This is a genomic window from Cerasicoccus arenae (genome assembly GCF_014651635.1).
GTDB lineage: Bacteria > Verrucomicrobiota > Verrucomicrobiia > Opitutales > Cerasicoccaceae > Cerasicoccus > Cerasicoccus arenae.
Map to the genome: position 1 here is coordinate 56,139 of NZ_BMXG01000001.1, position 19,486 is coordinate 75,624.

The 19,486-nt window shown below is 52.2% G+C and carries 23 protein-coding genes; 19 read left to right on the plus strand and 4 right to left on the minus strand.

Annotation, left to right across the window (positions count from 1 at the left end):
* The first annotated feature begins 81 nt into the window (after positions 1 to 81).
* On the plus strand, positions 82 to 285 hold the full coding sequence (locus IE065_RS00250) for a hypothetical protein (RefSeq protein WP_189510544.1): 204 nt from the start codon (positions 82 to 84) through the stop codon (positions 283 to 285).
* Positions 286 to 384: 99 nt separating this feature from the next.
* A complete protein-coding gene (gene msrB, locus IE065_RS00255) occupies positions 385 to 984 on the plus strand; it encodes a peptide-methionine (R)-S-oxide reductase MsrB (RefSeq protein WP_189510547.1) in 600 nt (199 codons plus the stop codon).
* Positions 985 to 1,150: 166 nt separating this feature from the next.
* On the opposite strand, the gene IE065_RS00260 is transcribed toward msrB, so the two are convergent.
* On the minus strand, positions 1,151 to 2,722 hold the full coding sequence (locus IE065_RS00260) for a beta strand repeat-containing protein (RefSeq protein ID WP_229792025.1): 1,572 nt from the start codon (positions 2,720 to 2,722) through the stop codon (positions 1,151 to 1,153).
* 1,223 nt (positions 2,723 to 3,945) lie between these two features.
* On the opposite strand from IE065_RS00260, the gene IE065_RS00265 reads away from it, so the two are divergent.
* The 5 genes from IE065_RS00265 to folB all read left to right on the plus strand — a co-directional run bounded on the left by IE065_RS00265 (position 3,946) and on the right by folB (position 7,050).
* Complete coding sequence (locus IE065_RS00265; RefSeq protein WP_189510553.1) at positions 3,946 to 4,266, plus strand: hypothetical protein; 321 nt, start codon at positions 3,946 to 3,948, stop codon at positions 4,264 to 4,266.
* Between the two features lie 77 nt (positions 4,267 to 4,343).
* Positions 4,344 to 5,114, plus strand: coding sequence for an ABC transporter ATP-binding protein (locus IE065_RS00270; protein ID WP_189510556.1), 771 nt, complete (start codon positions 4,344 to 4,346; stop codon positions 5,112 to 5,114).
* On the plus strand, positions 5,111 to 5,881 hold the full coding sequence (locus IE065_RS00275; RefSeq protein ID WP_189510559.1) for an ABC transporter permease: 771 nt from the start codon (positions 5,111 to 5,113) through the stop codon (positions 5,879 to 5,881). Before IE065_RS00270 ends, IE065_RS00275 begins: the two co-directional genes overlap by 4 nt.
* Before the next feature lie 7 nt (positions 5,882 to 5,888).
* Positions 5,889 to 6,698 carry a dihydropteroate synthase gene (gene folP / locus IE065_RS00280; RefSeq protein WP_189510562.1) on the plus strand — a complete coding sequence of 270 codons (810 nt, stop codon included), beginning with the start codon at positions 5,889 to 5,891 and terminating at the stop codon, positions 6,696 to 6,698.
* Positions 6,691 to 7,050: a dihydroneopterin aldolase gene (folB, locus tag IE065_RS00285; RefSeq protein ID WP_189510565.1), complete on the plus strand. Its 360-nt coding sequence runs from the start codon at positions 6,691 to 6,693 to the stop codon at positions 7,048 to 7,050. Before folP ends, folB begins: the two co-directional genes overlap by 8 nt.
* A 184-nt stretch (positions 7,051 to 7,234) precedes the next feature.
* Here folB and IE065_RS00290 read toward each other — a convergent pair whose 3' ends face one another.
* On the minus strand, positions 7,235 to 7,894 hold the full coding sequence (locus IE065_RS00290) for a response regulator (protein WP_189510568.1): 660 nt from the start codon (positions 7,892 to 7,894) through the stop codon (positions 7,235 to 7,237).
* Between the two features lie 86 nt (positions 7,895 to 7,980).
* Positions 7,981 to 9,114: a tRNA guanosine(34) transglycosylase Tgt gene (tgt, locus tag IE065_RS00295; RefSeq protein WP_189510571.1), complete on the minus strand. Its 1,134-nt coding sequence runs from the start codon at positions 9,112 to 9,114 to the stop codon at positions 7,981 to 7,983.
* A 128-nt stretch (positions 9,115 to 9,242) separates the two neighbouring features.
* Here tgt and IE065_RS00300 point away from each other — a divergent pair, with 128 nt between their 5' ends.
* From IE065_RS00300 to IE065_RS00340, 9 genes are all read left to right on the plus strand, one after another.
* Positions 9,243 to 9,848, plus strand: coding sequence for a PEP-CTERM sorting domain-containing protein (locus tag IE065_RS00300; protein WP_189510574.1), 606 nt, complete (start codon positions 9,243 to 9,245; stop codon positions 9,846 to 9,848).
* 209 nt (positions 9,849 to 10,057) lie between these two features.
* On the plus strand, positions 10,058 to 10,654 hold the full coding sequence (locus IE065_RS00305; RefSeq protein WP_189510577.1) for a PEP-CTERM sorting domain-containing protein: 597 nt from the start codon (positions 10,058 to 10,060) through the stop codon (positions 10,652 to 10,654).
* A gap of 143 nt (positions 10,655 to 10,797) precedes the next feature.
* Complete coding sequence (locus IE065_RS00310; RefSeq protein WP_189510580.1) at positions 10,798 to 11,391, plus strand: anthranilate synthase component II; 594 nt, start codon at positions 10,798 to 10,800, stop codon at positions 11,389 to 11,391.
* 37 nt (positions 11,392 to 11,428) lie between these two features.
* Positions 11,429 to 11,887, plus strand: a complete 459-nt coding sequence (gene nrdR, locus IE065_RS00315; RefSeq protein WP_189510583.1) for a transcriptional regulator NrdR — start codon at positions 11,429 to 11,431, stop codon at positions 11,885 to 11,887.
* Positions 11,877 to 12,413 carry a hypothetical protein gene (locus IE065_RS00320; RefSeq protein WP_189510587.1) on the plus strand — a complete coding sequence of 179 codons (537 nt, stop codon included), beginning with the start codon at positions 11,877 to 11,879 and terminating at the stop codon, positions 12,411 to 12,413. The genes nrdR and IE065_RS00320 overlap by 11 nt, the downstream gene beginning before the upstream one ends.
* Positions 12,414 to 12,515: 102 nt before the next feature.
* Entirely contained in the window at positions 12,516 to 12,857 is a 342-nt protein-coding gene (locus IE065_RS00325) for a histidine triad nucleotide-binding protein (protein WP_189510590.1), read from the plus strand.
* Between the two features lie 167 nt (positions 12,858 to 13,024).
* Positions 13,025 to 14,410: a dihydrolipoyl dehydrogenase family protein gene (locus IE065_RS00330; RefSeq protein ID WP_189510593.1), complete on the plus strand. Its 1,386-nt coding sequence runs from the start codon at positions 13,025 to 13,027 to the stop codon at positions 14,408 to 14,410.
* Positions 14,411 to 14,422: 12 nt separating this feature from the next.
* Positions 14,423 to 14,845, plus strand: a complete 423-nt coding sequence (locus tag IE065_RS00335) for a DUF5069 domain-containing protein (RefSeq protein ID WP_189510596.1) — start codon at positions 14,423 to 14,425, stop codon at positions 14,843 to 14,845.
* Between the two features lie 57 nt (positions 14,846 to 14,902).
* The gene (locus tag IE065_RS00340) at positions 14,903 to 15,043 is read left to right on the plus strand and encodes a hypothetical protein (RefSeq protein ID WP_189510598.1); all 141 of its coding nucleotides are present in this window, start codon (positions 14,903 to 14,905) and stop codon (positions 15,041 to 15,043) included.
* Between the two features lie 4 nt (positions 15,044 to 15,047).
* Here IE065_RS00340 and ppgK read toward each other — a convergent pair whose 3' ends face one another.
* Positions 15,048 to 15,803 carry a polyphosphate--glucose phosphotransferase gene (gene ppgK, locus IE065_RS00345; RefSeq protein WP_189510601.1) on the minus strand — a complete coding sequence of 252 codons (756 nt, stop codon included), beginning with the start codon at positions 15,801 to 15,803 and terminating at the stop codon, positions 15,048 to 15,050.
* A 202-nt stretch (positions 15,804 to 16,005) separates the two neighbouring features.
* On the opposite strand from ppgK, the gene IE065_RS00350 reads away from it, so the two are divergent.
* From IE065_RS00350 to IE065_RS00360, 3 genes are all read left to right on the plus strand, one after another.
* On the plus strand, positions 16,006 to 16,797 hold the full coding sequence (locus IE065_RS00350) for a FecR family protein (RefSeq protein WP_189510603.1): 792 nt from the start codon (positions 16,006 to 16,008) through the stop codon (positions 16,795 to 16,797).
* A gap of 113 nt (positions 16,798 to 16,910) precedes the next feature.
* Entirely contained in the window at positions 16,911 to 17,462 is a 552-nt protein-coding gene (locus IE065_RS00355) for an NADPH-dependent FMN reductase (RefSeq protein WP_189510605.1), read from the plus strand.
* A gap of 56 nt (positions 17,463 to 17,518) precedes the next feature.
* Entirely contained in the window at positions 17,519 to 19,477 is a 1,959-nt protein-coding gene (locus IE065_RS00360) for a heavy metal-binding domain-containing protein (protein WP_189510607.1), read from the plus strand.
* The last annotated feature ends 9 nt before the right edge of the window (positions 19,478 to 19,486 follow it).

The following is a 19,486-nucleotide window of genomic DNA, read 5'->3' on the forward strand; positions in this document are numbered from 1 at the left end:
CTTAATTCCTTCGTGTGGAACGACCTTATTTCACGCGATTGAGTTATCTAGGCATAAACCATTGAATATCATACGCTAGTCATGACAACCAGTTCGCACACGCCCGTCGTTGTTCAGGCGCGCGTCCATCCAAGACGCCGACATCGTTCGATGTCCGATGTTGCGGAAGAGAACGAGAAGCCGGTCGATTGTTCATTCTCGGCACCCATGGAGAAATCCGAAGTCCGTCGCCGCTTTGTCGGCATTTATGAGCAAGCCTACCGTATCGCCTATCGTAGCGAATAGAACCATGTATATCATTACCGGGGGCTTGACGTGAGTTGCGTCAGGCCCCTTTTGCGTATACTGTGTAAGGTTTATGACTCTGTACAGACCAAAATCACTATGAATACCTATATTAAATATTTTACGCCAGTGGTGTTGGTGGGGGGCTTAATCTTTTGGACAATCTCCACCGCAGACACCAAATCGCCTGAGATCACTGCCAACAACAATGACCATACTTCCATGACCGAGCCCAATTCCGAATACAAACGTCCGAGCGAGGAAGAACTCCGCGATCGCCTTTCACCAATGCAATTCCAAGTTGCCTGCAACGAAGGTACAGAACCCGCTTTTCGCAATGAGTATTGGGACAACAAAAAGCCCGGCATTTACGTGGATGTCATTTCTGGAAAACCGCTCTTCTCCTCGATCCACAAGTATGATTCCGGGACCGGTTGGCCTAGTTTCTGGAAACCTATCGACGAGGGAGAAATCGTCGAAGAGGTAGATAACTCTAGCTTTATGACACGCACCGAAGTCAGTTCAAAGACAGGCGAAACTCACCTTGGGCATGTCTTCCCGGACGGCCCAAAACCGTCTGGCCTCCGATATTGCATCAACTCAGCTGCCTTGCGTTTCATACCAGTAGAGGATCTTGAAGCACGCGGCTACGGGAAGTATTTACCACTGTTCGATAAGCCAGAAAAGAAGGCTGAATAGTGCGAGCAGTCGGAAGTTCTATTCAATCGACTCGAGTTTACGTAGAGCAGAAGCTAAGTTTAGCCGTCATTAAACTCGTAAAAAAAGGGGGAGGCAATCAGTTGCCCTCCCCCCTCAAAATCTATGTCCTTTGTGTTAACAAGGTCTGTAAACAAAACGGCCCTTTTTAAGAGCGGCGCTTTCTGTTGGCCACCAATAGAACTACGCCTACGCCCAGAATGAGTGCGTATGTTGACGGTTCTGGGACTGCTGCTACTGTTAGATCAACGTACCCTCCGAGATCATTTGCATCAAATGTGTAGTCATATCCGCTTGGAGCTGTGCCGATAGAGAGTCCATTATCTGTCAACTCACCACTATTAAAGGTAGCAATGCGATAGGTCCCAGCGCCAAAGCCGTCGAGCTCCGTAATATTGAGGATGCCATCAAGGATGAAGGAACCAATAATAGCCAGAGCATCGTAGTCCGTGCCTGCAACATCATCAGCACCGAGTTGAAATTCTAACAGGGTGGTATCTTCTAAGGTCAGGTTTAGGTTCACATTGAGAATTCCAACAGTCGAGCCTCCGGTTCCATCGCCATTCAAGAAGTCACCAGGGGAAAGCGTCGAAGTGCTGCTTAGAGCAAGTCCCGTGGAGTATTGTCCGGCACCTGCAATGACACCATTCAAAGTCGCATTGCTTGTATTAATCGCAATGAGACTACCAGTACGAGCTTCGAGATGCCCATTGTTGATGAAGTCATCTGTTCCACCCCCGATGCTCATGCCAGCGATTCCAGAGGCAATAAAACGGCCAGTGGCAGAGTTAGTCACAGCTGTATCAGGGTTAACGTCAAGCGTCGCGGTGTCACCAGTTGCATGCACTAGACCGTCGTTAATGAAGTCAATATTCGATCCAACGAGGCCAGCACCTTGGATCGTGTGATTAATCCCGTTGGTCAGAGTTCCTGAGCCATTGCCGATGATACGAGCGCGGGCCGAGTCGGTGAGTGTCCCAACATCCAGTGTGACTGATCCAGTTCCACCGAAGGTCACCGCAGCTCCGTCTGTCAAAAGCTGGAGCTGAGAATAGCTCGACGTGCTACTCTGCGTATCTTGGATGAAGATGGTGCCATTATTAGTAAACGTCCCTGAGTTCTCCAAACGGAAACGAATCGTGTCGCGGTCGACGCTACTCGTTTGCGACAGAGAAATTGCCCCATCATTTTGATTCTGAGCATCAATGGTCATGATGCTGTTAATCCGATTTCGGCCGCTGTTACTTCCAACGACTATAGAGCCTGTAGACGTATTGAATATCTGATTGGTGCCACTTACATTCAAATTTACCGTACGAGAGTTACCGCTGGGACTAGACGCATGAGAGAGGGTCCCACTATTGGAGAGGCCGCCTGTCAAGTTAAGCGTCCCGCTATCGAATCGAACATTTAAGGTGTTGTCCTCGTTGATGGTTAACGAGCCAATATCGATGGAGGAACCATTCAATAAGACGGTAGACCCAACACCGAGTATACTGTCAATGACAGCATTTTCTCCAACTGTATCGGGCACTTCATCACCAGACCAATTAAGAGGATCGGTCCAAGTACTACCATTGCCTTCGGCGTCCCATGTAATTGTGGTTTGAGCGTGGAGCGGAACAGCCATTGCCGCGAGTAGTAGTGTGCTCAGGACGGCAACTTCAATAGAGCGTGGAGGAGTGAATTTTGTGGGAACTAAACAGGGTATTTTTCTCATAATTACAATTGGACTGGGGTTAGTAGCTAAACGATCAACGGGCTGAGGCAGGCCCAACTCATACATTAATAATAAAAGAATAAACCGTGTTTTTGAGCAAATTCTTAATAAGGAAATTGGGTTAACCTATTAAACTGATAGGTGAAATTTCGCACTCACCACTCCCGCGAGTTTGAGAGACAACGGCCCGAATGCTAACTGTGGGGTAGAACTTGAGGTCCGGTCCGATTTAAGAGCTGTCAGTAATCATCAAGCTGAATAGCTACCATTGTGCATCACGCAATTTAGTACGTCCCTTAGGGAGGGAATGCACCGCCGCCTGGTTAGCTCCGTAATCCTAACAGAGGGTCATTTCCTGACGATATCAACACAGGCGACGGTAATGTTTCCTTAAGGTTATGTTCACAATGTGCATTCAGTTTAGCACCTTTGCATGATTAGGTTAATTATGAAATCGAGGAGCGTTTATAACCCGCTCGTCGGTATTTAAGATTATCGATACTAAGCTCCTCTGAATTATGCTGAAAATGGCCGGCTGCGTCGGATTACACGCCATTAACGAAATATCCTCCCCGACATTCCGTGGAAGAAGCGTTGTCCAACTCTGGTTATAAAGACAAAAAAGGCCCGAGTGCTTTGGTTTGGGCGACTCGGGCTTCACTGAGAAAATCTCTGATCAATTCGGTTATTCGATTGTAAACCGATTGCCGTGGCGTCGCAGGATTGGTGAAGCACACCAGGTCCCCATCTGGTGAAAGCCCATCTCATTGGAATCCGATTGGCCGATGCATAAACGGCATCGGCTGTCTTGCCCGAAGGGCTGAATCTGTATGCGTGTGTGCTTTAACATAACCTCCTTGCTTGGAATTTCGGAATCATCTCTAGCTGCTCGTCATCTGTCAAATTTAAATATTATTTTAATTTAATTAATGATTTTAAATAATAAAAACAAAGCTCCGCCCAGAACACTGATTCACATTTTGTAGCGTATCGGCGCAGACGGTGGAGCGCAAAAAAAGCCCGGTTGCGATTGATCGCAGTCCGGGCCTAAGAAAATTGTGATATTGAAAAACTCTATCGATTGCACAAATGCGGTGGATGTTGTTTTTGCTCACGCAGACCTCGTCCGGACTGGTCACACTCAAACCATTGTGAATTCTCCGAAGAATCCACTTGAATGGCCATGAGGCAATTGGATGATATATGTCGCATGATTGTTGTTAGTGAGAAGTCCTATAAAACACCGAATTCGTGGTAATCGTCAATGGCAAAAAGCTTCACAGCCTAAACAAAAAAAAGTCCTGTTGGCAGATAGCTCTCAGCGCTCGCTGAGATTCATAACCGCAACGCCGATTGCCCAGCAAAAAACGACCATCCGACGCGCCACCTGCCAAGCCGCTATTTTGCAGCGCTTCAGCGCGCTACTGGCAGCGTTTGGACTCTGTTCGGTGGATATTGTGGTGTTCATGATGAGCGGTGGAGAAAATGACATCCTAGTGATTAATCAAGTGATTTCTTTACTTTTTATCGTCTGCACAACTTAAGGAACAAGTAATGCTAAGGTTCGCGCGTTACGCCTTGCCGATAGCTAAACAGTAGCCTAATCACTCCTGTCTTGCTTATGACGACTAAGCCACAACTGCGTATTATTAACGTTAGCAAGCGCTATGCCAACGGCAGTGCCGTGCTGGATGATTTCTCGCTCGATATCGCAAATGATGACTTTGTCGCCTTTATCGGGCCACGAGGTTGCGGTAAATCGACCATACTGCGCCTGCTCGCAGGACTCACCCCATTGAGCGGAGGTAATATTGAGCATTTAGGCGGTGAGGAAATTCATCGTCGCACGTCCTTTATCTTTCAGGAACCGACACTGCTGCCCTGGCGCACCGTCGAGAGCAATATCCGCCTCCCTCTGGAGCTACGTGGTGCCAGTAAAGATGAGCAGGAAGATCAGGCCCATGAAATCATGAAACTTTGGGAACTCAGCCATGTGAGCGAACGCTATCCGCTTCAGCTCTCTGCTGGGATGAAAACCAGAGCATCGCTGGCCCGTGGCCTGGCTACTGCTCCTAGATGCCTACTACTCGATGAGCCATTTGCGGCGCTGGACGCCATTACCCGCAACAAGCTCTGCGTCGAGCTAATGCGAGTGAGAGAAAAACGCCATTTCACCGCGTGCCTAGTCACACACTCGGCAGCAGAAGCAGTTTTCCTTGCCAATCGCGTGATCGTGCTGACTGCCAATCCTGGGCGCGTTGCAGAAATCATCGAGGTGCCTGAAACTCATCCCCGTAAGCTAGCTTGGCGGGAAACCAACGCTTTTCAGGAGGCCCTTAACCAAGTGCGCAATGCCCTCAATCGCGTGCAGGAGGCAGCGAAGCAATCATGAGACTCAATTTGATTCTGCCGATCCTAGTCGCTATCGTAGGGATGATTGTCTGGGCTTGCTTGGCGCTGATTGACACTGGGCTGAACTCATTGCCCGGTCCGTTGGCCACTGCCGATGCATTATGGGCTGATCGCAAAGCGATCTTTCCGGCATTAGGCCGAGACGCCGCCGCCATGGTTCTCGGATTTCTCTTAGCCTGCGCGCTGGGCGTACTGTCCGCCATTGTCCTGACAACCTATCAGGGGCTCAGGCTAGCGCTAGCACCCTGGATGACTATTGCTCGAATGGCACCTATAGCTGCGCTCGCGCCATTGCTTATTGTCAGCCCGTGCCCGGCCTTCCTCACCCTACTCATCGTGACGACCGTTGCCTGTTATTTTCCAGTGGTGTCGGTGGCGACCCCTGCCCTGCTGGCAACGGACAAGTCTCTGCTCGATCTATTTAAAACCTACCACGCCAGCTACTGGCAACAGATCGTCCACCTACGGCTGCCCCACGCTCTACCCCAACTGATGACCGCCATCAAGCGCGCGGCAATCTATGCCCCAATGGCTTCGTTGCTTACCGATTACCTAGCTGGTGCGTTGGCTGGCAAACCTGGACTGGGACGCCTACTGAGCGAATATTTTGTCGGTCAGAATTACCCCGCAATTGTGGCACTCTGCCTGTCTGCGGCAGCCGTGGGCGTATTGCTCGCAGGCACGGTCCACGCCATCACTGCCTGGACGCTCATGCACTGGCATGATAATGAAAACGGCCAAGCTTAATATGACTATGCGACGCTGGACACCGCCCGACTGGGGAAGACGCACCTTCCTAATGGGAATCCTGAATGTGACGCCGGACTCGTTTTCCGACGGAGGTAAATTTCTTTCTCCCATCCATGCACTCCGACAAGCTCAGGTAATGATTCGCACAGGAGCGGACTTTATTGACATTGGTGCAGAATCCACCCGCCCCGGCGCAGAATCGATCACTGCGGAAGAAGAAATTGCCCGTCTACTGCCGGTCTTGGAAACGATGACGCCAGTGCTAGAGGTACCCATTTCCGTGGATACCTACAAGGCGGCGGTCGCACGCAAAGCCCTGACCACAGGAGTGGCGATTATTAATGACATCTGGGGCTTTCAACACGACCCCGACATGCCGGAAACCGTGGCCGAATTCGGTGCGGGAGCTATTCTGATGCACAATGGTCGAGGCGCAGATTATCCTGGCGACATGGTGGCCGAGGTTAAGAAATTTCTCGAAAAATCCATCCAAATCGCAGTCAACGCAGGCGTGGCAGAGGAACTAATCATGCTAGATCCCGGCATTGGTTTTGGTAAAAGCGTTGCCCAGAATCTTGCATTGATTCGACGCCTCGGCGAACTGCGGGCATTGGGATTCCCTGTGCTCCTTGGCACCTCCCGCAAATCCGTCATTGGCCAAACGCTGAATCTGCCCGTTGATCAACGACTCGAAGGCACGCTCGCGACAAGCGTCGCAGGCGTCCAACAAGGCGCAGATATCCTGCGTGTCCATGATCTGCAGGCTAATCTTCGGGCGACTCGCATGGCCGACGCTCTTTATCGCCATGGATAAAATTCATTTTCAAAGCATGGGCTTCTTCGGCCACCACGGGTGCCTGGATTTCGAGCAGGAGCAGGGCCAACGCTTTCTCGTCGACCTAACAATGAGCTTGGATCTACGCCCAGCGGGCCAAAGCGATCATCTTGACGACACAGTCAACTATGCCCTCGTTTTTGACTGCGTGCGCGTAGTCATGGAGAAGGAACGATACGACCTGATAGAAGCAGTCGCAGAGCGCATTGCTACACGATTACTGACGAATTTCCCACGCCTGCAAGAGGTCTCGGTTCTCGTAAAAAAACCCAATGCACCGGTTGACGGAGATTTCGACTATGTGGCGGTGGAGATCACTCGGACACGCTGATAGAGCAAGCCTTGATAGAATTTAAAGCACCTGCCAATTCGGGCCAAGGGGGGGGCAGGCTAGATTTTGAACTATCTCAAGCTTTTAGCCGACCTCATTATATCAGTAAGGTTCTGATATCCATAAACTTACAAAATAAAATCACATCAAATTGCCGCGGCTGATTGGAACAGCAGCAACCCACTTAATGCGTAGCCGTCTCCTTCTGGTATTCCCAGTACATGGCGGCGGCTTCTGTCCGACGATTGGCCGAAAGCTTTCCGAGGACGCTACTAAAGTAATTTTTGATCGTTTTCTCGCTTAAACCGAGTTCCTCCGCGACCTGACGGTTAGACAAGCCTTTGGCTACCAGTTCCAGCACCCGTCGTTCTTGGGTGCTGAGCGAATCAATCAGATGAGTCTGCTGCTGCGGACTTCCGCTGCGCATGTGCTCAACCACTTGTTCCGCGACAGCAGGTGCCATCACCGTTTTGCCTTCCACGACATCCCGCATGGCCTGTATTAGATCGCTGCAACAAGTGTCCTTGAGCAGGTAGCCTTCAACGCCTAAAGAAAACGCTTCAATCATGCTGTCGTGATCACAGCAAGAGGAGATCAGGAAAAGCTTGGCGGGTTTATCTGATTTGCGAATGTGCCGACAGATGTCCAGCCCACTACAATCAGGGTGCATCATATCCATCAGAACGAGGTCTGGCTGGAGTTTATCGTAGAGATCAAAGGCGGACTTTTTGTCCACCGCCTCACCCACAATCGAAAATTCAGGATACTGATTAATCAGCGACCTCATTCCAATTCGGGTAAGCTCAGTTTCCTCAATAATGAGTAGTCTAGTAGAAGTAGTCATAGCAGTAACAGGAACGTTACACACATACTTGTTTCTACCTGAAAGTCTACCCCAAACCTAAGTATAACTGACTAAGCCCTATGGCCCTAGTCATTTAACCCTAAGTCATAAGTCTCTATCCATTGATGACTCCAGGATTCAAAATCATTAGCCTCTATATGAGCACGTGCCTGCGCCATTAGGTCGAGGAAGAAATGGACATTGTGCAGGCTGAGAAGCGTGTGAGCGAGCAGCTCATTCGCCATGACTAAGTGCCTCAGATAGGCGCGTGAATAGTGTTGGCAGGTATAATTATCCAAGCCCTCAACGATAGGTGCTGGATCGTATTTAAAACGTTCATTGCGCAAGTTAATCGTCCCATTGGGCGTAAATACGTTGGCATGGCGCGCGAGCCGGGTGGGCATCACGCAGTCAAACATATCAGCGCCCAGAGCAATCATCTTTAATAACTGCGGAGGCGTGCCCACGCCCATAATGTAGCGCGGCTTATCGGCCGGCAGTTCGGGCAGACTTGCGGCGACCTGACGCAGCATTTCCGGCTCCGGCTCGCCAACACTCACCCCGCCAACGGCATAGCCAGGAAAACCAATCTCAACCAGCGCCTGGGCGCATTCCTTGCGCTGATCCTCGTAAATCGACCCCTGCACAATGCCAAAGGCGTGATGGCCTGCGTCGAGCCACCCCTCCCCTGCCGCGATGTCCTTAAACTCTCTGGCCCAGCGGATGGTGCGGTCAACCGCTGCACGACAGTCCTTTTCGTCACAGGGAAATGGCGGGCATTCATCGAGCACCATGGCGATGTCCGTGCCCAAATTCCGCTGGATGTCGAAACACTCACGCGGGCCAAGAAAAATCTTCTGCCCATCGATGTGGCTTTGGAAGGCAATGCCCTTATCCGTAATCTTACGCAGCTTGGCCAAGGAAAACACTTGGAAGCCGCCGCTGTCCGTCAGGATAGGCTTGGGCCACGCCATAAACTTGTGCAACCCGCCGAGCTGCGCGACCAACTCCGACCCCGGTCGAAGGTTGAGATGATACGTGTTGCCCAGAATGATCTGCGCGCCAACGTCGTCCAACTGCGCGGGGGTCATCGCCTTAACCGTGGCCTGCGTGCCCACGGGCATAAAGATCGGCGTCTCAATCTCGCCATGGCGCGTGCTCACGCGCCCGCGACGTGGGCCGTTGGCACCACCTTGAAGGAGTTGGAAGGAATCGGTCATTGTGCTGAAAGGGCATAGGACACGCGGCATCCGTGTCGAGGGCGAATTATCTCAGAGTTGCTTCCCTCCCACTCTTGACACCCAACATAACCCCAAGTATTAGTTAGGTATAACACCTAGCACACACTATGAAACGACTCGCCATCGGCTTATCCATCTCCCTATTAGTCGCATCCACTGCATCTCAAGCTGCACTGGTTCTTAGTCTGGATACGACAGCTAAAACCTTCTCCCTCACCGGTTCCGATACTGGCACACCAAGCGATATTTTTGGCCAAGGTCTTGTTGGTTGGGTATTGAACGGTCTTGGAGGGAGTGGCACTGATACGCTAGCAAATTACGACAATGATGTGAGCTTTACGACTAACGTAGGGACACCTGGTAACTCTATTTTGGCTAGTGACATTACAATTGCGACGGATGACTCGGCCGGTGGCACTGTCGTTCTCTATCTAGGGATGTCGTCCCCAGCGCTGCAAACACTCACTGGAACGGGTGCCTTTCAGTCCTATTCATCGGTTAGCCCTGGTGCTCTGGCCCGTTTTGAATCAACTATCGGCATGTCGCTACCCCTAAATCCAGGTTTGGGTACCGGTTTTTCGTCCATTTCCGTGGTAAGCGCCGCAGCCATCCCCGAGCCGTCCACCTACATCGCGGGCGCAGGCTTCCTCGCGCTGGCAGGCTTTATGGCCTATCGCCGACGCAAGGCTAAGGCACCAGCAACCGCGGAATAATCCGCTCTTGGCATTTTTCTAGAAGCGTCCCAATCGGGGCGCTTTTTGTTGGATCGATTTTGCCCGAACCGAGCAAACGGTTCCCACCATCAATGCCCGACGCTCGTGGGGCACGCATCAGCCACCACATTGGAGCTTCGTCAAAAAATAACATTCAAAATGTTAATTGGGATTGGACGAAAAGCCGATTCTAGCTGTAACTACGTAACATGAAATCTGCTACTACCCTTCTTCTTGCAATCACCACGCTCACGCTCGCTTCAGCTTCCAGCTATGGCGCGCTTATTTTGAATATCAATACCGCTGACAAAACCTTTGCCCTGACTGGATCGGATACTGGGACACCAATCAATGCTGGTGGCGGATTGACAATCTGGACTTTGACTGGACTGGGTGCACCTGGGTTTTCAACCTTTTCGTATAACAACGACGTTGCCTTCTCCACGAATGTTGGCACCCCAGGCTTTCCCGCTGGTGGCTATGATACCGCAATAACTTCGACTGACAATACAGGGGGGTCGATTTCATTAAATTTGGGCGTCAGCACAGCTAGCCTACAAACCCTAACGGGATCTGGTGTATTTCAAAGCTACGCCGCGTTATCACCTACCGGCCTAAGTGCTTTTGAATCCACGATCGGCTCGAGCCTCGCACTTCAATTCGGTTCTGGCTTTAGCCCGGTGTCAGTTGTAGCAGCTGCCATCCCAGAGCCGTCCACCTACATCGTAGGAGTAGGCTTCGTCGCCTTGGCAGGCTTTATGGCCTATCGCCGCCGCAGAGCCAAGGCTCCAGCAGCCGCGAAATAATCCGCGAGCCAACATCTTTCTAGAAGCGTCTCAATCGGGGCGCTTTCTTTTTGCCGTAATTGCTTCAAAAAACCCTACATCTAGTGTTTTAAGTCGTGGCTTGACTATTTGTGGGATTTAGAACAGCTTACCCGATTCAAATCATGCTTCTGGTCATCGACAACTTCGACTCCTTCACCTACAACCTCGTCCAGTATTTCGGACAGCTCGGGGTGGAGCAGCGCGTGTTCCGCAATAACGAGATTACGCCCGCGGAAGCAGCCGCGCTCAAGCCCGACCGCGTCTTGCTGTCACCAGGGCCCTGTTCGCCGACTGAGGCGGGCGTGAGTTTAGCAATGATTAAGGAATTTGCGGGCAAAGTACCACTCTTGGGCGTTTGCCTCGGGCACCAGTGCATCGGTCAGTATTTCGGCGGCAACGTAATCCGGGCCAATCGCCTGATGCACGGCAAGACTTCTCCCGTCAAGCACACCGATAGCGACGTCTTTAACGGCCTCCCACAGGATTTCCCCGCCACGCGTTATCATTCGCTGCTCGTTGAGCGCGCTACCCTGCCCGACAGCCTCGAAGTCACGGCCTGGGTTGACGACCCAGACTACGCCGATAGCGCCAATGAAATCATGGGTATGTGCCACAAGGAACTCCCCATCTATGGTGTGCAATTTCACCCTGAGTCCTATGCCACCGCCCACGGTATGAAGCTGCTCGAAAATTTCCTCAAACTGTCGGCCAACTGAGCGGAACCGCCGATTCCCCGATCGCTCAACTTACACCATGCAATGTCCTAAATGCAGCCACAACGACACGAAGGTGTTGGATACCCGACTGGGCAAGAATAACCTGTCGATTCGCCGGCGGCGTCAATGCTTGGGCTGCGGTCACCGCTTCACCACCATCGAGGAAATCCTCCGCGAGGGCTTAGTTGTCATCAAGCGCAATGGCGATCGTGAAGAATTTGACCGCGCCAAGATGCTTGCGGGCATACGCCGCGCCGCCGAAAAGCGCCCCATCGAAGGCGAGCAAATCGAGATGATGCTGGTCGAAATCATGGACGAACTCGAACGTCAGCACGACAGCGAAATCCCCAGCCAAGCCATTGGCGAACAAATCATGAAGCGCCTGAAAGACATCGACCAAATCGCCTACGTCCGCTTTGCCAGTGTCTATAAGGACTTCCGCGACATCAGCGAACTCGTCCAGGAAATCAGCGACCTGAATGTCGGTGTCCGATGAGGCTCCGATCTATTTGAAACTTTCCCGTAAAGGCGTGAAGACGCAGAGGATGGAAACGTCAGAAAAGGCCCAACTAACGCCCGAAGTCGATCTCAACACGTTGAATCACTTACTGCACTTGGCGACGGAGAGCGATGCCGAGTTGGCGACTCAGATTGGGGCTGCGGTCGAATTTGCCCGACGCACGGGCAACCGAGATTTCACCGAACTCAATCAAGTCGTCGAGCAGCTCTTACGCCTGCACTTGCAAGGGCGACGCCACATGGGCGTGGCTCACTGTGACCTAACCGGAGCCGACGATGACCCACTCTTCCTGCGCCCCGCAATCATGCATGCGCTGCGCAAAGTGGGCGGTTGCCGTGAAGCGATTATCCTGATCACTGGCCTCCGCCAGAGTGTTTGTCCGCCAGGCCACTACTTCACCAACAAGCGCCAACAAACCTACAACCACACCCAAGACTACATCGAGCAGCTCGCCGCGAAATATAGTTCCCGTAAGACCCACCTGCGGCTGGTTTTTGTGTAAGCGCTCAGTGATTCTTAGTGCTTGGTTCCTGGTTTCCCAGTGTTACGCTATTGAACGTTTTCTCGAACCAAGCATCAAGAACCACGAACCAAGGAACACCGCGTGGCGGATAAAACCATTTTCCAGAAAATCATCGACCGGGAAATTCCGGCGTCGATTGAATACGAGGACGAGGCATGCCTAGCCTTCCGTGACATCGCCGCCCAAGCACCCACACATCTTCTTGTCATCCCGAAAACACCAATCATCCGCATTGGCGAGGCTGAAGACAGCGACGCCGCCGTGCTCGGGCACCTGCTCCTAGTCGCCCGCAAGATGGGCAATAAATTCGGTCCAAAGGGCTTCCGGCTAGTCATTAACAACGGCCCCGATGGCGGCGAAGCCGTCCCTCACCTACACATCCACGTCCTCGCTGGCCGCAAGTTGGAATGGCCCCCCGGCTAAAGCAACGTATCGTTGTATCCAGAGATTGGCGTACTGCGCCAATAGCAATAAGTTCGCCGATAACCTCATTAATATCCGCAAGGTTTCGCGGGCGACTGAGACTACGATTAGCAGAACACCTTGGCAGCTTGCTTAATGGCGCTGCCCCACTCTAATCTATTCTCAACATGAGCATCCATTACGATTACTTGGTCATTGGCGGCGGCAGCGGCGGTTACGCGGCAGCGCGGACTGCACGTGAATATTCGGAGCACGTCGCCATTGTCGATGGCGCGGCAACACTCGGCGGGCTGTGCATCCTCCGTGGATGTATGCCGTCGAAGACACTTATTTACTCGGCCGAAGTCCTGCATCTCGCGCAAAAGGCCAAGCTCTTCGGGCTCGATATTCCCTCCGCGAAAATCGACATGACCGCGCTGCATCAACGTAAGCTTCGGACCATCGGCGATTTTGCAGACTACCGTCAGAAACAGCTCCAAAGCGACCGTTTCACGCTTTATCGCAACAAGGCGAAATTCACCGACGAACGAGAGGTAACACTTGATGACGGCACGGTACTGACGGCGGACAAGATACTCGTCGCAACTGGCTCCGCAGTCAATTTCCCGCCCATAACCGGTTTAGCCGATGTCCCAGTGTGGACCAGCGACGACGTGCTCGACCTCGATTTTCTGCCCAAGTCGGTCATCGTGCTCGGCGGCGGCATTGTCGCCTGCGAACTCGCCCAATTCCTCCACCGTGCGGGAACCAAGGTGACTCAGATTCAGCGCAGCCCCCATATCTTAAAAGAGGTCTCGCCCGAGGCGGCAGTCGTCATCGAAACCGTTTTCCGTGAGGAAGGCATTGAGCTGATCACCGACACAGCGCTCAAGCTTATCGAAAAGACCGAGAGCGGCGTTCGCGTCACCTTCGAACACGGCGACGAAACGTTGGTCCGTGAAGCCAAGCATCTCTTCAATGCCCTCGGCCGTAAACCGAACACGGCAGGGCTGAACATCGCCGCCGCCGGGTTGGAAACGCGCAAGTCCGGCCATTTAGTGACGAACGAATTTCAGCAGACCACGAACCCACACGTCTATGCGGCGGGAGATGTTGCCGGCCCGCACGAAATCGTCCACATCGCAATCATGCAGGGCGAAGTCGCCGCCAAGCACGCCTTTGGAAAACCTGCCGAAGCCGTCAATTACGACACGCTGCTGGGCGTCGTCTTCACCGACCCGCAGATCGGCCACGTCGGCCTGACCGAAGACGAAATGACCAAGCGCGGCATTGAGTTTGTCTCCGCCGATTATCCCTTCGACGACCACGGCAAGTCGATCCTGATGGAGGCCAAGCACGGCTATGTCAAAGTCTGGGCCGAGAAAAGCACAGGCAAGGTCCTCGCCGCCGAAGCTGTTGGCAAAGACGCTTCGGAGCTAATCCATTCCCTGGCGGTAGGCGTCAGCCTGGGCGCTACCCTAGAACAATTGCTGAAAGTGCATTGGTATCACCCGACCTTGAGCGAAATCTGGTCTTATCCCTTGGAAGACTGCCTCGATTTACTAGCCAAGTAATTAATAGAAACCATGAAAACTCCTATATCCGCCTACGAAAAAACCCAGGGCATGATCTACTTTGCCCGAATGCTCGACAAAATCCGCAAGCACGCTGCTGGTGAGCTGCGCAATGACTTCACCGAAAACCTCGGTCGTGGGTTCGATATGCGCTGCGCAAACCTGCTCCGCGTGCCTTATAATACCATTCGCGAACGAACACTCGAAGGCGGCAGTGACGAAGAAATCCTCCAATGGTGCTTCGAAAACGGCCGTGAACTCAACGAAGGCGATGTCCACGTCTGGAACGAATTTCTGCGCAAAACCGGTTGGCAGGATGGCACAACCGAGCGCCTCACCGAGCGAAAAGTCGAAAGCGGCTTGGCCAACTGTGACGAAATCCAGACTATGGCTGAGTATTTTGAATACGATGAGGGACGTAAATCATATGAGTGATTTAAAAATCGCGGACGCGCTTGATTTTTCCATTATATCGGCTAGATTAGACGTTCTATGAAAAAACTAGTAGCCATACTCGCCATTCTCGGATTCAGCGCCAGCATCGCCACCGCCTGTGGTTGCGGTGATAAAGGCACAGAAAAGAAAAAGGAAAAAGAAGCCGCTGTGCTCGTCGTACCAGCAGACTTTCAGTAAGTCGCTAGACGGCTTGTTCCGCCGCTGCCAACGCCGCTCCGGTAATACCGGCGCGGTTTTGCAGTGTTGCTAACGATAAGGGGCATGGCGGCTTAAGGTGATTCATAAATTTCTCACCTTTTTTGGCTACCCCCCCCCCCACGACGATCAAATCCGGCTGGGTTAAAGCGTAGATTGCATTCAGGAATTCATTGAACCGCTTCGCCCACTCCGACCATTTTAATTTCTCCCGGCAGCGAATAGAGTCCGCCGCATAGTGCTCGGCCTCGGCAAATTTGTCTTTGCCAGTCGACATAATCATATGCCCGAACTCGGAATTCGGCACTAATTTGCCATCGGTGAAAAATGCCGTGCCAATGCCCGTGCCAATGGTCAGGAAAAGCACCACACCAGCCTGTCCCTTGGGCAGACCGAAGCGAACCTCAGCCATTCCGGCAGCGTCAGCGTCATTGATCAACCAAGCGGGTTGTCCAAAAAGTTCGGCAACTTCTTTGCCGAGCTTTTTATCTACCAGTGACTTATGGAGATTAGCCGCGGTCTGGATTCGCTGTTCACGAATGACCCCCGGAAAACCGCAACCAACTGGCCCCTGCCAACTGAAATGCGCCTGAATATCCTTCAGCGCCGCTAGCATATGATCATACTTGGCCGGGTGAGGCGTTTCGATCCGGTAGCGAGGCGTTAGCCATTCACCAGTTTGCGAGTTTACGACTGCCGCTTTCATGCCTGAGCCGCCAATATCAATGCCAAGTATTTCCATTAGGTTACAATTTACTTATTTCTCAGCCCAAGTCAGAATCTGATATTGACCAAAGAATGACACATGGCAACTCTATCAATGCATAAAAGTAAATTGATGCTTATCGAACCTCTTTTAGCATGCATTGATTTTACTTGAACAGATTCAAACTCACTGCTAACGTACAAGCTATAATACCCACTTTCTTCTTAACGCACCGACCATGAAATTCCTTAAAGTCATTACTCTTGCAGCCTTCGCGCTGTGCCTCGTCAACGCCGCTCAAGCACAAGAGAAGGTTGGCGTCATCAAAGCATTTCTGGTCAAGGGTGACGTAACCCTGATCAACAAATCCACTGGAGCCAGCGAACCCCTAATGCGTGGCCGCGAGTTCAATGAAGGCTACACCATTGCTACGGGCGACGATTCCACCACGCTGCTCCTCTTCTCCAATGGTGCCTCGATCAACGTCACACCCAACAGCAAGTTTGACATCACCGATTTCGAACAAGCTGCTTATGACCCAGCGCTCGGCTCTTTCCTCCGTTTGGAAAAAGACCCCAGCATGTCGCAAACTTCCACTTTCATGGAGTATGGCGAAGTGATTGGCGAAGTCCGCAAGCTCGCACTTGATAAGGGATCGACATTTACGATCAATACACCAGTTGCATCTGCTGGTATTCGTGGCACGGTCTGGGTTGTCTCCTATAACGCCACCACTGGTCGTTTCTCCACCACCAATGTCCAAGGCGACGTAACCGTAGTCCTCCCTAATGGTGACCAAATTCCAGTCCCCGCAGAACAATCCTATGTTATCATCAACTTCGAAGGTAGCATGGAAGACGCTTCACCTGAAGTTCTAGCAGCTGCCAACGCATTCGTTGCTCAAGTGGGCGCAGCGGGCATTTCTGCCACGGTCGTCAATCACGCCTCGATTGTATCCGGCCCGAACCCATCCATCATTACAGATAATGCTGGTAAGGTCCCATCCAATAGCGACCCGATTAGCAATTAATTGGATCCACAGTTTTTCAAAAAAAGCCTCGGCGTATGTCGGGGCTTTTTTGTTTGTGAAGCTACCACATGCACACAGTTGACAGTCCGCATATTCAAACTCACCCTTACTCAATGTCAGCTAAAGCGGAAAGCCCACTGTTAATCATCTCCTGCAGCCTCAACCCCGGCAGCCGAAGCCGTATCATGGCGCAAGCAGCCAAGAGCGACCTCACTTCAGCGGAATGGGTAGACTTGGCCGAAAACGAGCTCCCTTTGTGTGATGGCGGCGCTGCTTATGGCCATGAAAATGTTAAGCAGCTCGCCGAGAAAATTAGCGCAGCCAAGGGCATCCTTCTGGCAACCCCAGTCTACAACTACGATGTCAACGCCGCGCTAAAAAACATGATCGAATTGACTGGTCGCCACTGGACCGGCAAAGTCGTTGGATTTCTCTGCGCAGCCGGTGGGAACAGCAGCTATATGTCGGTCATGGGTGTCGCAAACAGCCTCATGCTTGATTTCCGCTGTGTAGTCCTCCCCCGCTTCGTTTACGCCACGGGTAGCCATTTTGAAGGCCCACAGATTACTGACGCCGATCTGCGCCACCGGATCACAAAGCTAGCCAACGACCTCGCTGCCTATACTAAAGCCCTGAACGGATTGACTGAGCAGCTAGAGGCCTGACAAAGCTTTACCTCGGTTCGTCAGGATTATTGAATGCCGCCAACTAAATACTCGTCATGCAGCGCATCATCCAGCTTTCCATCTTGATCGGTCTCGGTATTCTGAGCGGATGTGGCAAAACAGATCAAACGCAACCGCGCGCGGCATCGCCAACCGTACCGACCATCTACACGTGCTCGATGCACCCGCAGATCCAGCAGGACGGGCCAGGAAATTGTCCGATCTGCGGCATGGAATTGGTTCCAATGAAATCCGGGGATGCCGCCAATCCTCGTTCGCTTGAATTGTCCGCCGCCGCCATTGCTCTAGCCGACATCCAAACCTCCATTATTGAGCGCGGCCCAGCAACCCGCACAATTAATCTCTTTGGCGTTATTACGCCAGACGACACCCGCGTGGCCACGGTCACCGCTCGTTTCCCTGGCCGCATTGAGCGCCTGTTCGTCAACTTCGTGGGCACCCGAGTGCGTAAAGGCGAACACCTTGCCGAAATCTACAGCGACGAGCTGGTGGAAGCACAAAGCGAACTGATTGGTGCTTTGCGTTACGACTCCAACAAGGCGTCGGCCGCAGGCATTAAGGAGCGCCTACGCTTATGGGACATCCCCGAGGACCAGATCGAACTCATCGAAAGCACGAGCAAGCCAGTCTATCGTGTCCGCATTGACTCACCGACCGGCGGCGTCGTTACTCAACTCGATGTGCGCGATGGCGATTACGTTAAGACTGGTTCGCGTCTTTTTGAGGTGACCGATCTCAGTAAGCTTTGGGTCCACCTTGACGCCTATGAAACCGATCTCAGTTGGTTGAGGTATGGTCAACACGTCCTGATCAGCGCCAAGGCATATCCAGCCGAAACATTTACTGGAACCATCGCATTTATCCAGCCCATGCTCGACCCCAAGACACGCACCGTCAAAGTGCGCGTCAACGTTGATAACCAAGACGGGAAATTGCGCCCTGGCATGTTCGTGCGTGGCACGGTTGAGGCTCATCTTGGTACCGGCGGTAAAGTTGTGGCACCCGAACTAGCGGGCAAATGGATCGGACCCATGCACCCGGAAATCGTCTCCGATGAACCCGGCGATTGCCCCATCTGCGGCATGCCGCTGGAACCAGCATCGGAGCTTGGCTACGCCGCCTACGATCCCGGCGAACCACCGCTGCTTGTCCCCGCAGAAGCAGTCCTGCGAACAGGTTCACGAGCAGTCGTCTATCTTCAAGCAGAAAAGGGTCAATTCATCGGTCGAGAAATCGTCCTCGGGCCAAGAGTGAAAGATTACTTTGTAGTGCAAAGTGGACTAAGCGAAGGCGATGAAGTTGTAACCAATGGCGCGTTCCGCATCGACAGCGAATTGCAAATCAAGGCCCAACCCAGCATGATGACTCCCAAAACCGCTGAGCAGGCAATGCCTAGCAATGAAGTAACAACTAGCGATCAAAGTCATCCGCTTTCAGAAGATGGTAAATCAACGGACCTCCAAGATCCAGTGGACATTTACTCGCTGCACAAGAACATCTCTCAGCAATTCACAACAGACGACAGCTTCAATGTCGCATTAAACTCTGCATTACAAAGTTACTTTAAACTAGAGACGAAGCTAGATCAGGTAGACTTTACCTCCGCGCAATCTGCCGCCGCAGAAGTTGCGGATAAAATCAAAGCCATTCCGATGAAAGGGATTTCGCCGCCAGCCATGAAAATCCTAATGGCTGAACAAGTCGACGGAGAACAGGCCGCGGCATTGCTCAAACAGGATGCCATCCAACAGAGAAAACCCGGGCTGGAAGGACTTTCCGAGGCACTCATTACTCTGGTTCAGACTTTCAAATGGCGTGGAAAAACACCCCTCTATTTGATGCATTGCCCAATGGTTTATGACGACCGAGGTGCCCGCTGGTTGCAAAATACAGCCGAGGTCACCAATCCCTATTTCGGCCCAGACATGCTGAGTTGCGGCGAAGTGCTCGCGGTCTGGAACAGCCAAACCGCGAGTTGGGACGACCCCGAATAACTTGCCCGT

Excerpts from the sequence above, each read along its gene's own strand:
- IE065_RS00355 (WP_189510605.1), top strand. The coding sequence starts at position 16,911 with ATGTCAGCTAAAGCGGAAAGCCCACTGTTAATCATCTCCTGCAGCCTC.
- IE065_RS00305 (WP_189510577.1), top strand. The coding sequence starts at position 10,058 with ATGAAATCTGCTACTACCCTTCTTCTTGCAATCACCACGCTCACGCTC.
- folB (WP_189510565.1), top strand. The coding sequence starts at position 6,691 with ATGGATAAAATTCATTTTCAAAGCATGGGCTTCTTCGGCCACCACGGG.
- IE065_RS00290 (WP_189510568.1), bottom strand. The coding sequence starts at position 7,894 with ATGACTACTTCTACTAGACTACTCATTATTGAGGAAACTGAGCTTACC.
- msrB (WP_189510547.1), top strand. The coding sequence starts at position 385 with ATGAATACCTATATTAAATATTTTACGCCAGTGGTGTTGGTGGGGGGC.
- IE065_RS00260 (WP_229792025.1), bottom strand. The coding sequence starts at position 2,722 with ATGAGAAAAATACCCTGTTTAGTTCCCACAAAATTCACTCCTCCACGC.
- IE065_RS00270 (WP_189510556.1), top strand. The coding sequence starts at position 4,344 with ATGACGACTAAGCCACAACTGCGTATTATTAACGTTAGCAAGCGCTAT.
- IE065_RS00350 (WP_189510603.1), top strand. The coding sequence starts at position 16,006 with ATGAAATTCCTTAAAGTCATTACTCTTGCAGCCTTCGCGCTGTGCCTC.
- nrdR (WP_189510583.1), top strand. The coding sequence starts at position 11,429 with ATGCAATGTCCTAAATGCAGCCACAACGACACGAAGGTGTTGGATACC.
- tgt (WP_189510571.1), bottom strand. The coding sequence starts at position 9,114 with ATGACCGATTCCTTCCAACTCCTTCAAGGTGGTGCCAACGGCCCACGT.
- IE065_RS00340 (WP_189510598.1), top strand. The coding sequence starts at position 14,903 with ATGAAAAAACTAGTAGCCATACTCGCCATTCTCGGATTCAGCGCCAGC.
- ppgK (WP_189510601.1), bottom strand. The coding sequence starts at position 15,803 with ATGGAAATACTTGGCATTGATATTGGCGGCTCAGGCATGAAAGCGGCA.
- IE065_RS00360 (WP_189510607.1), top strand. The coding sequence starts at position 17,519 with ATGCAGCGCATCATCCAGCTTTCCATCTTGATCGGTCTCGGTATTCTG.
- IE065_RS00300 (WP_189510574.1), top strand. The coding sequence starts at position 9,243 with ATGAAACGACTCGCCATCGGCTTATCCATCTCCCTATTAGTCGCATCC.
- IE065_RS00330 (WP_189510593.1), top strand. The coding sequence starts at position 13,025 with ATGAGCATCCATTACGATTACTTGGTCATTGGCGGCGGCAGCGGCGGT.
- IE065_RS00275 (WP_189510559.1), top strand. The coding sequence starts at position 5,111 with ATGAGACTCAATTTGATTCTGCCGATCCTAGTCGCTATCGTAGGGATG.
- folP (WP_189510562.1), top strand. The coding sequence starts at position 5,889 with ATGCGACGCTGGACACCGCCCGACTGGGGAAGACGCACCTTCCTAATG.
- IE065_RS00310 (WP_189510580.1), top strand. The coding sequence starts at position 10,798 with ATGCTTCTGGTCATCGACAACTTCGACTCCTTCACCTACAACCTCGTC.
- IE065_RS00335 (WP_189510596.1), top strand. The coding sequence starts at position 14,423 with ATGAAAACTCCTATATCCGCCTACGAAAAAACCCAGGGCATGATCTAC.
- IE065_RS00250 (WP_189510544.1), top strand. The coding sequence starts at position 82 with ATGACAACCAGTTCGCACACGCCCGTCGTTGTTCAGGCGCGCGTCCAT.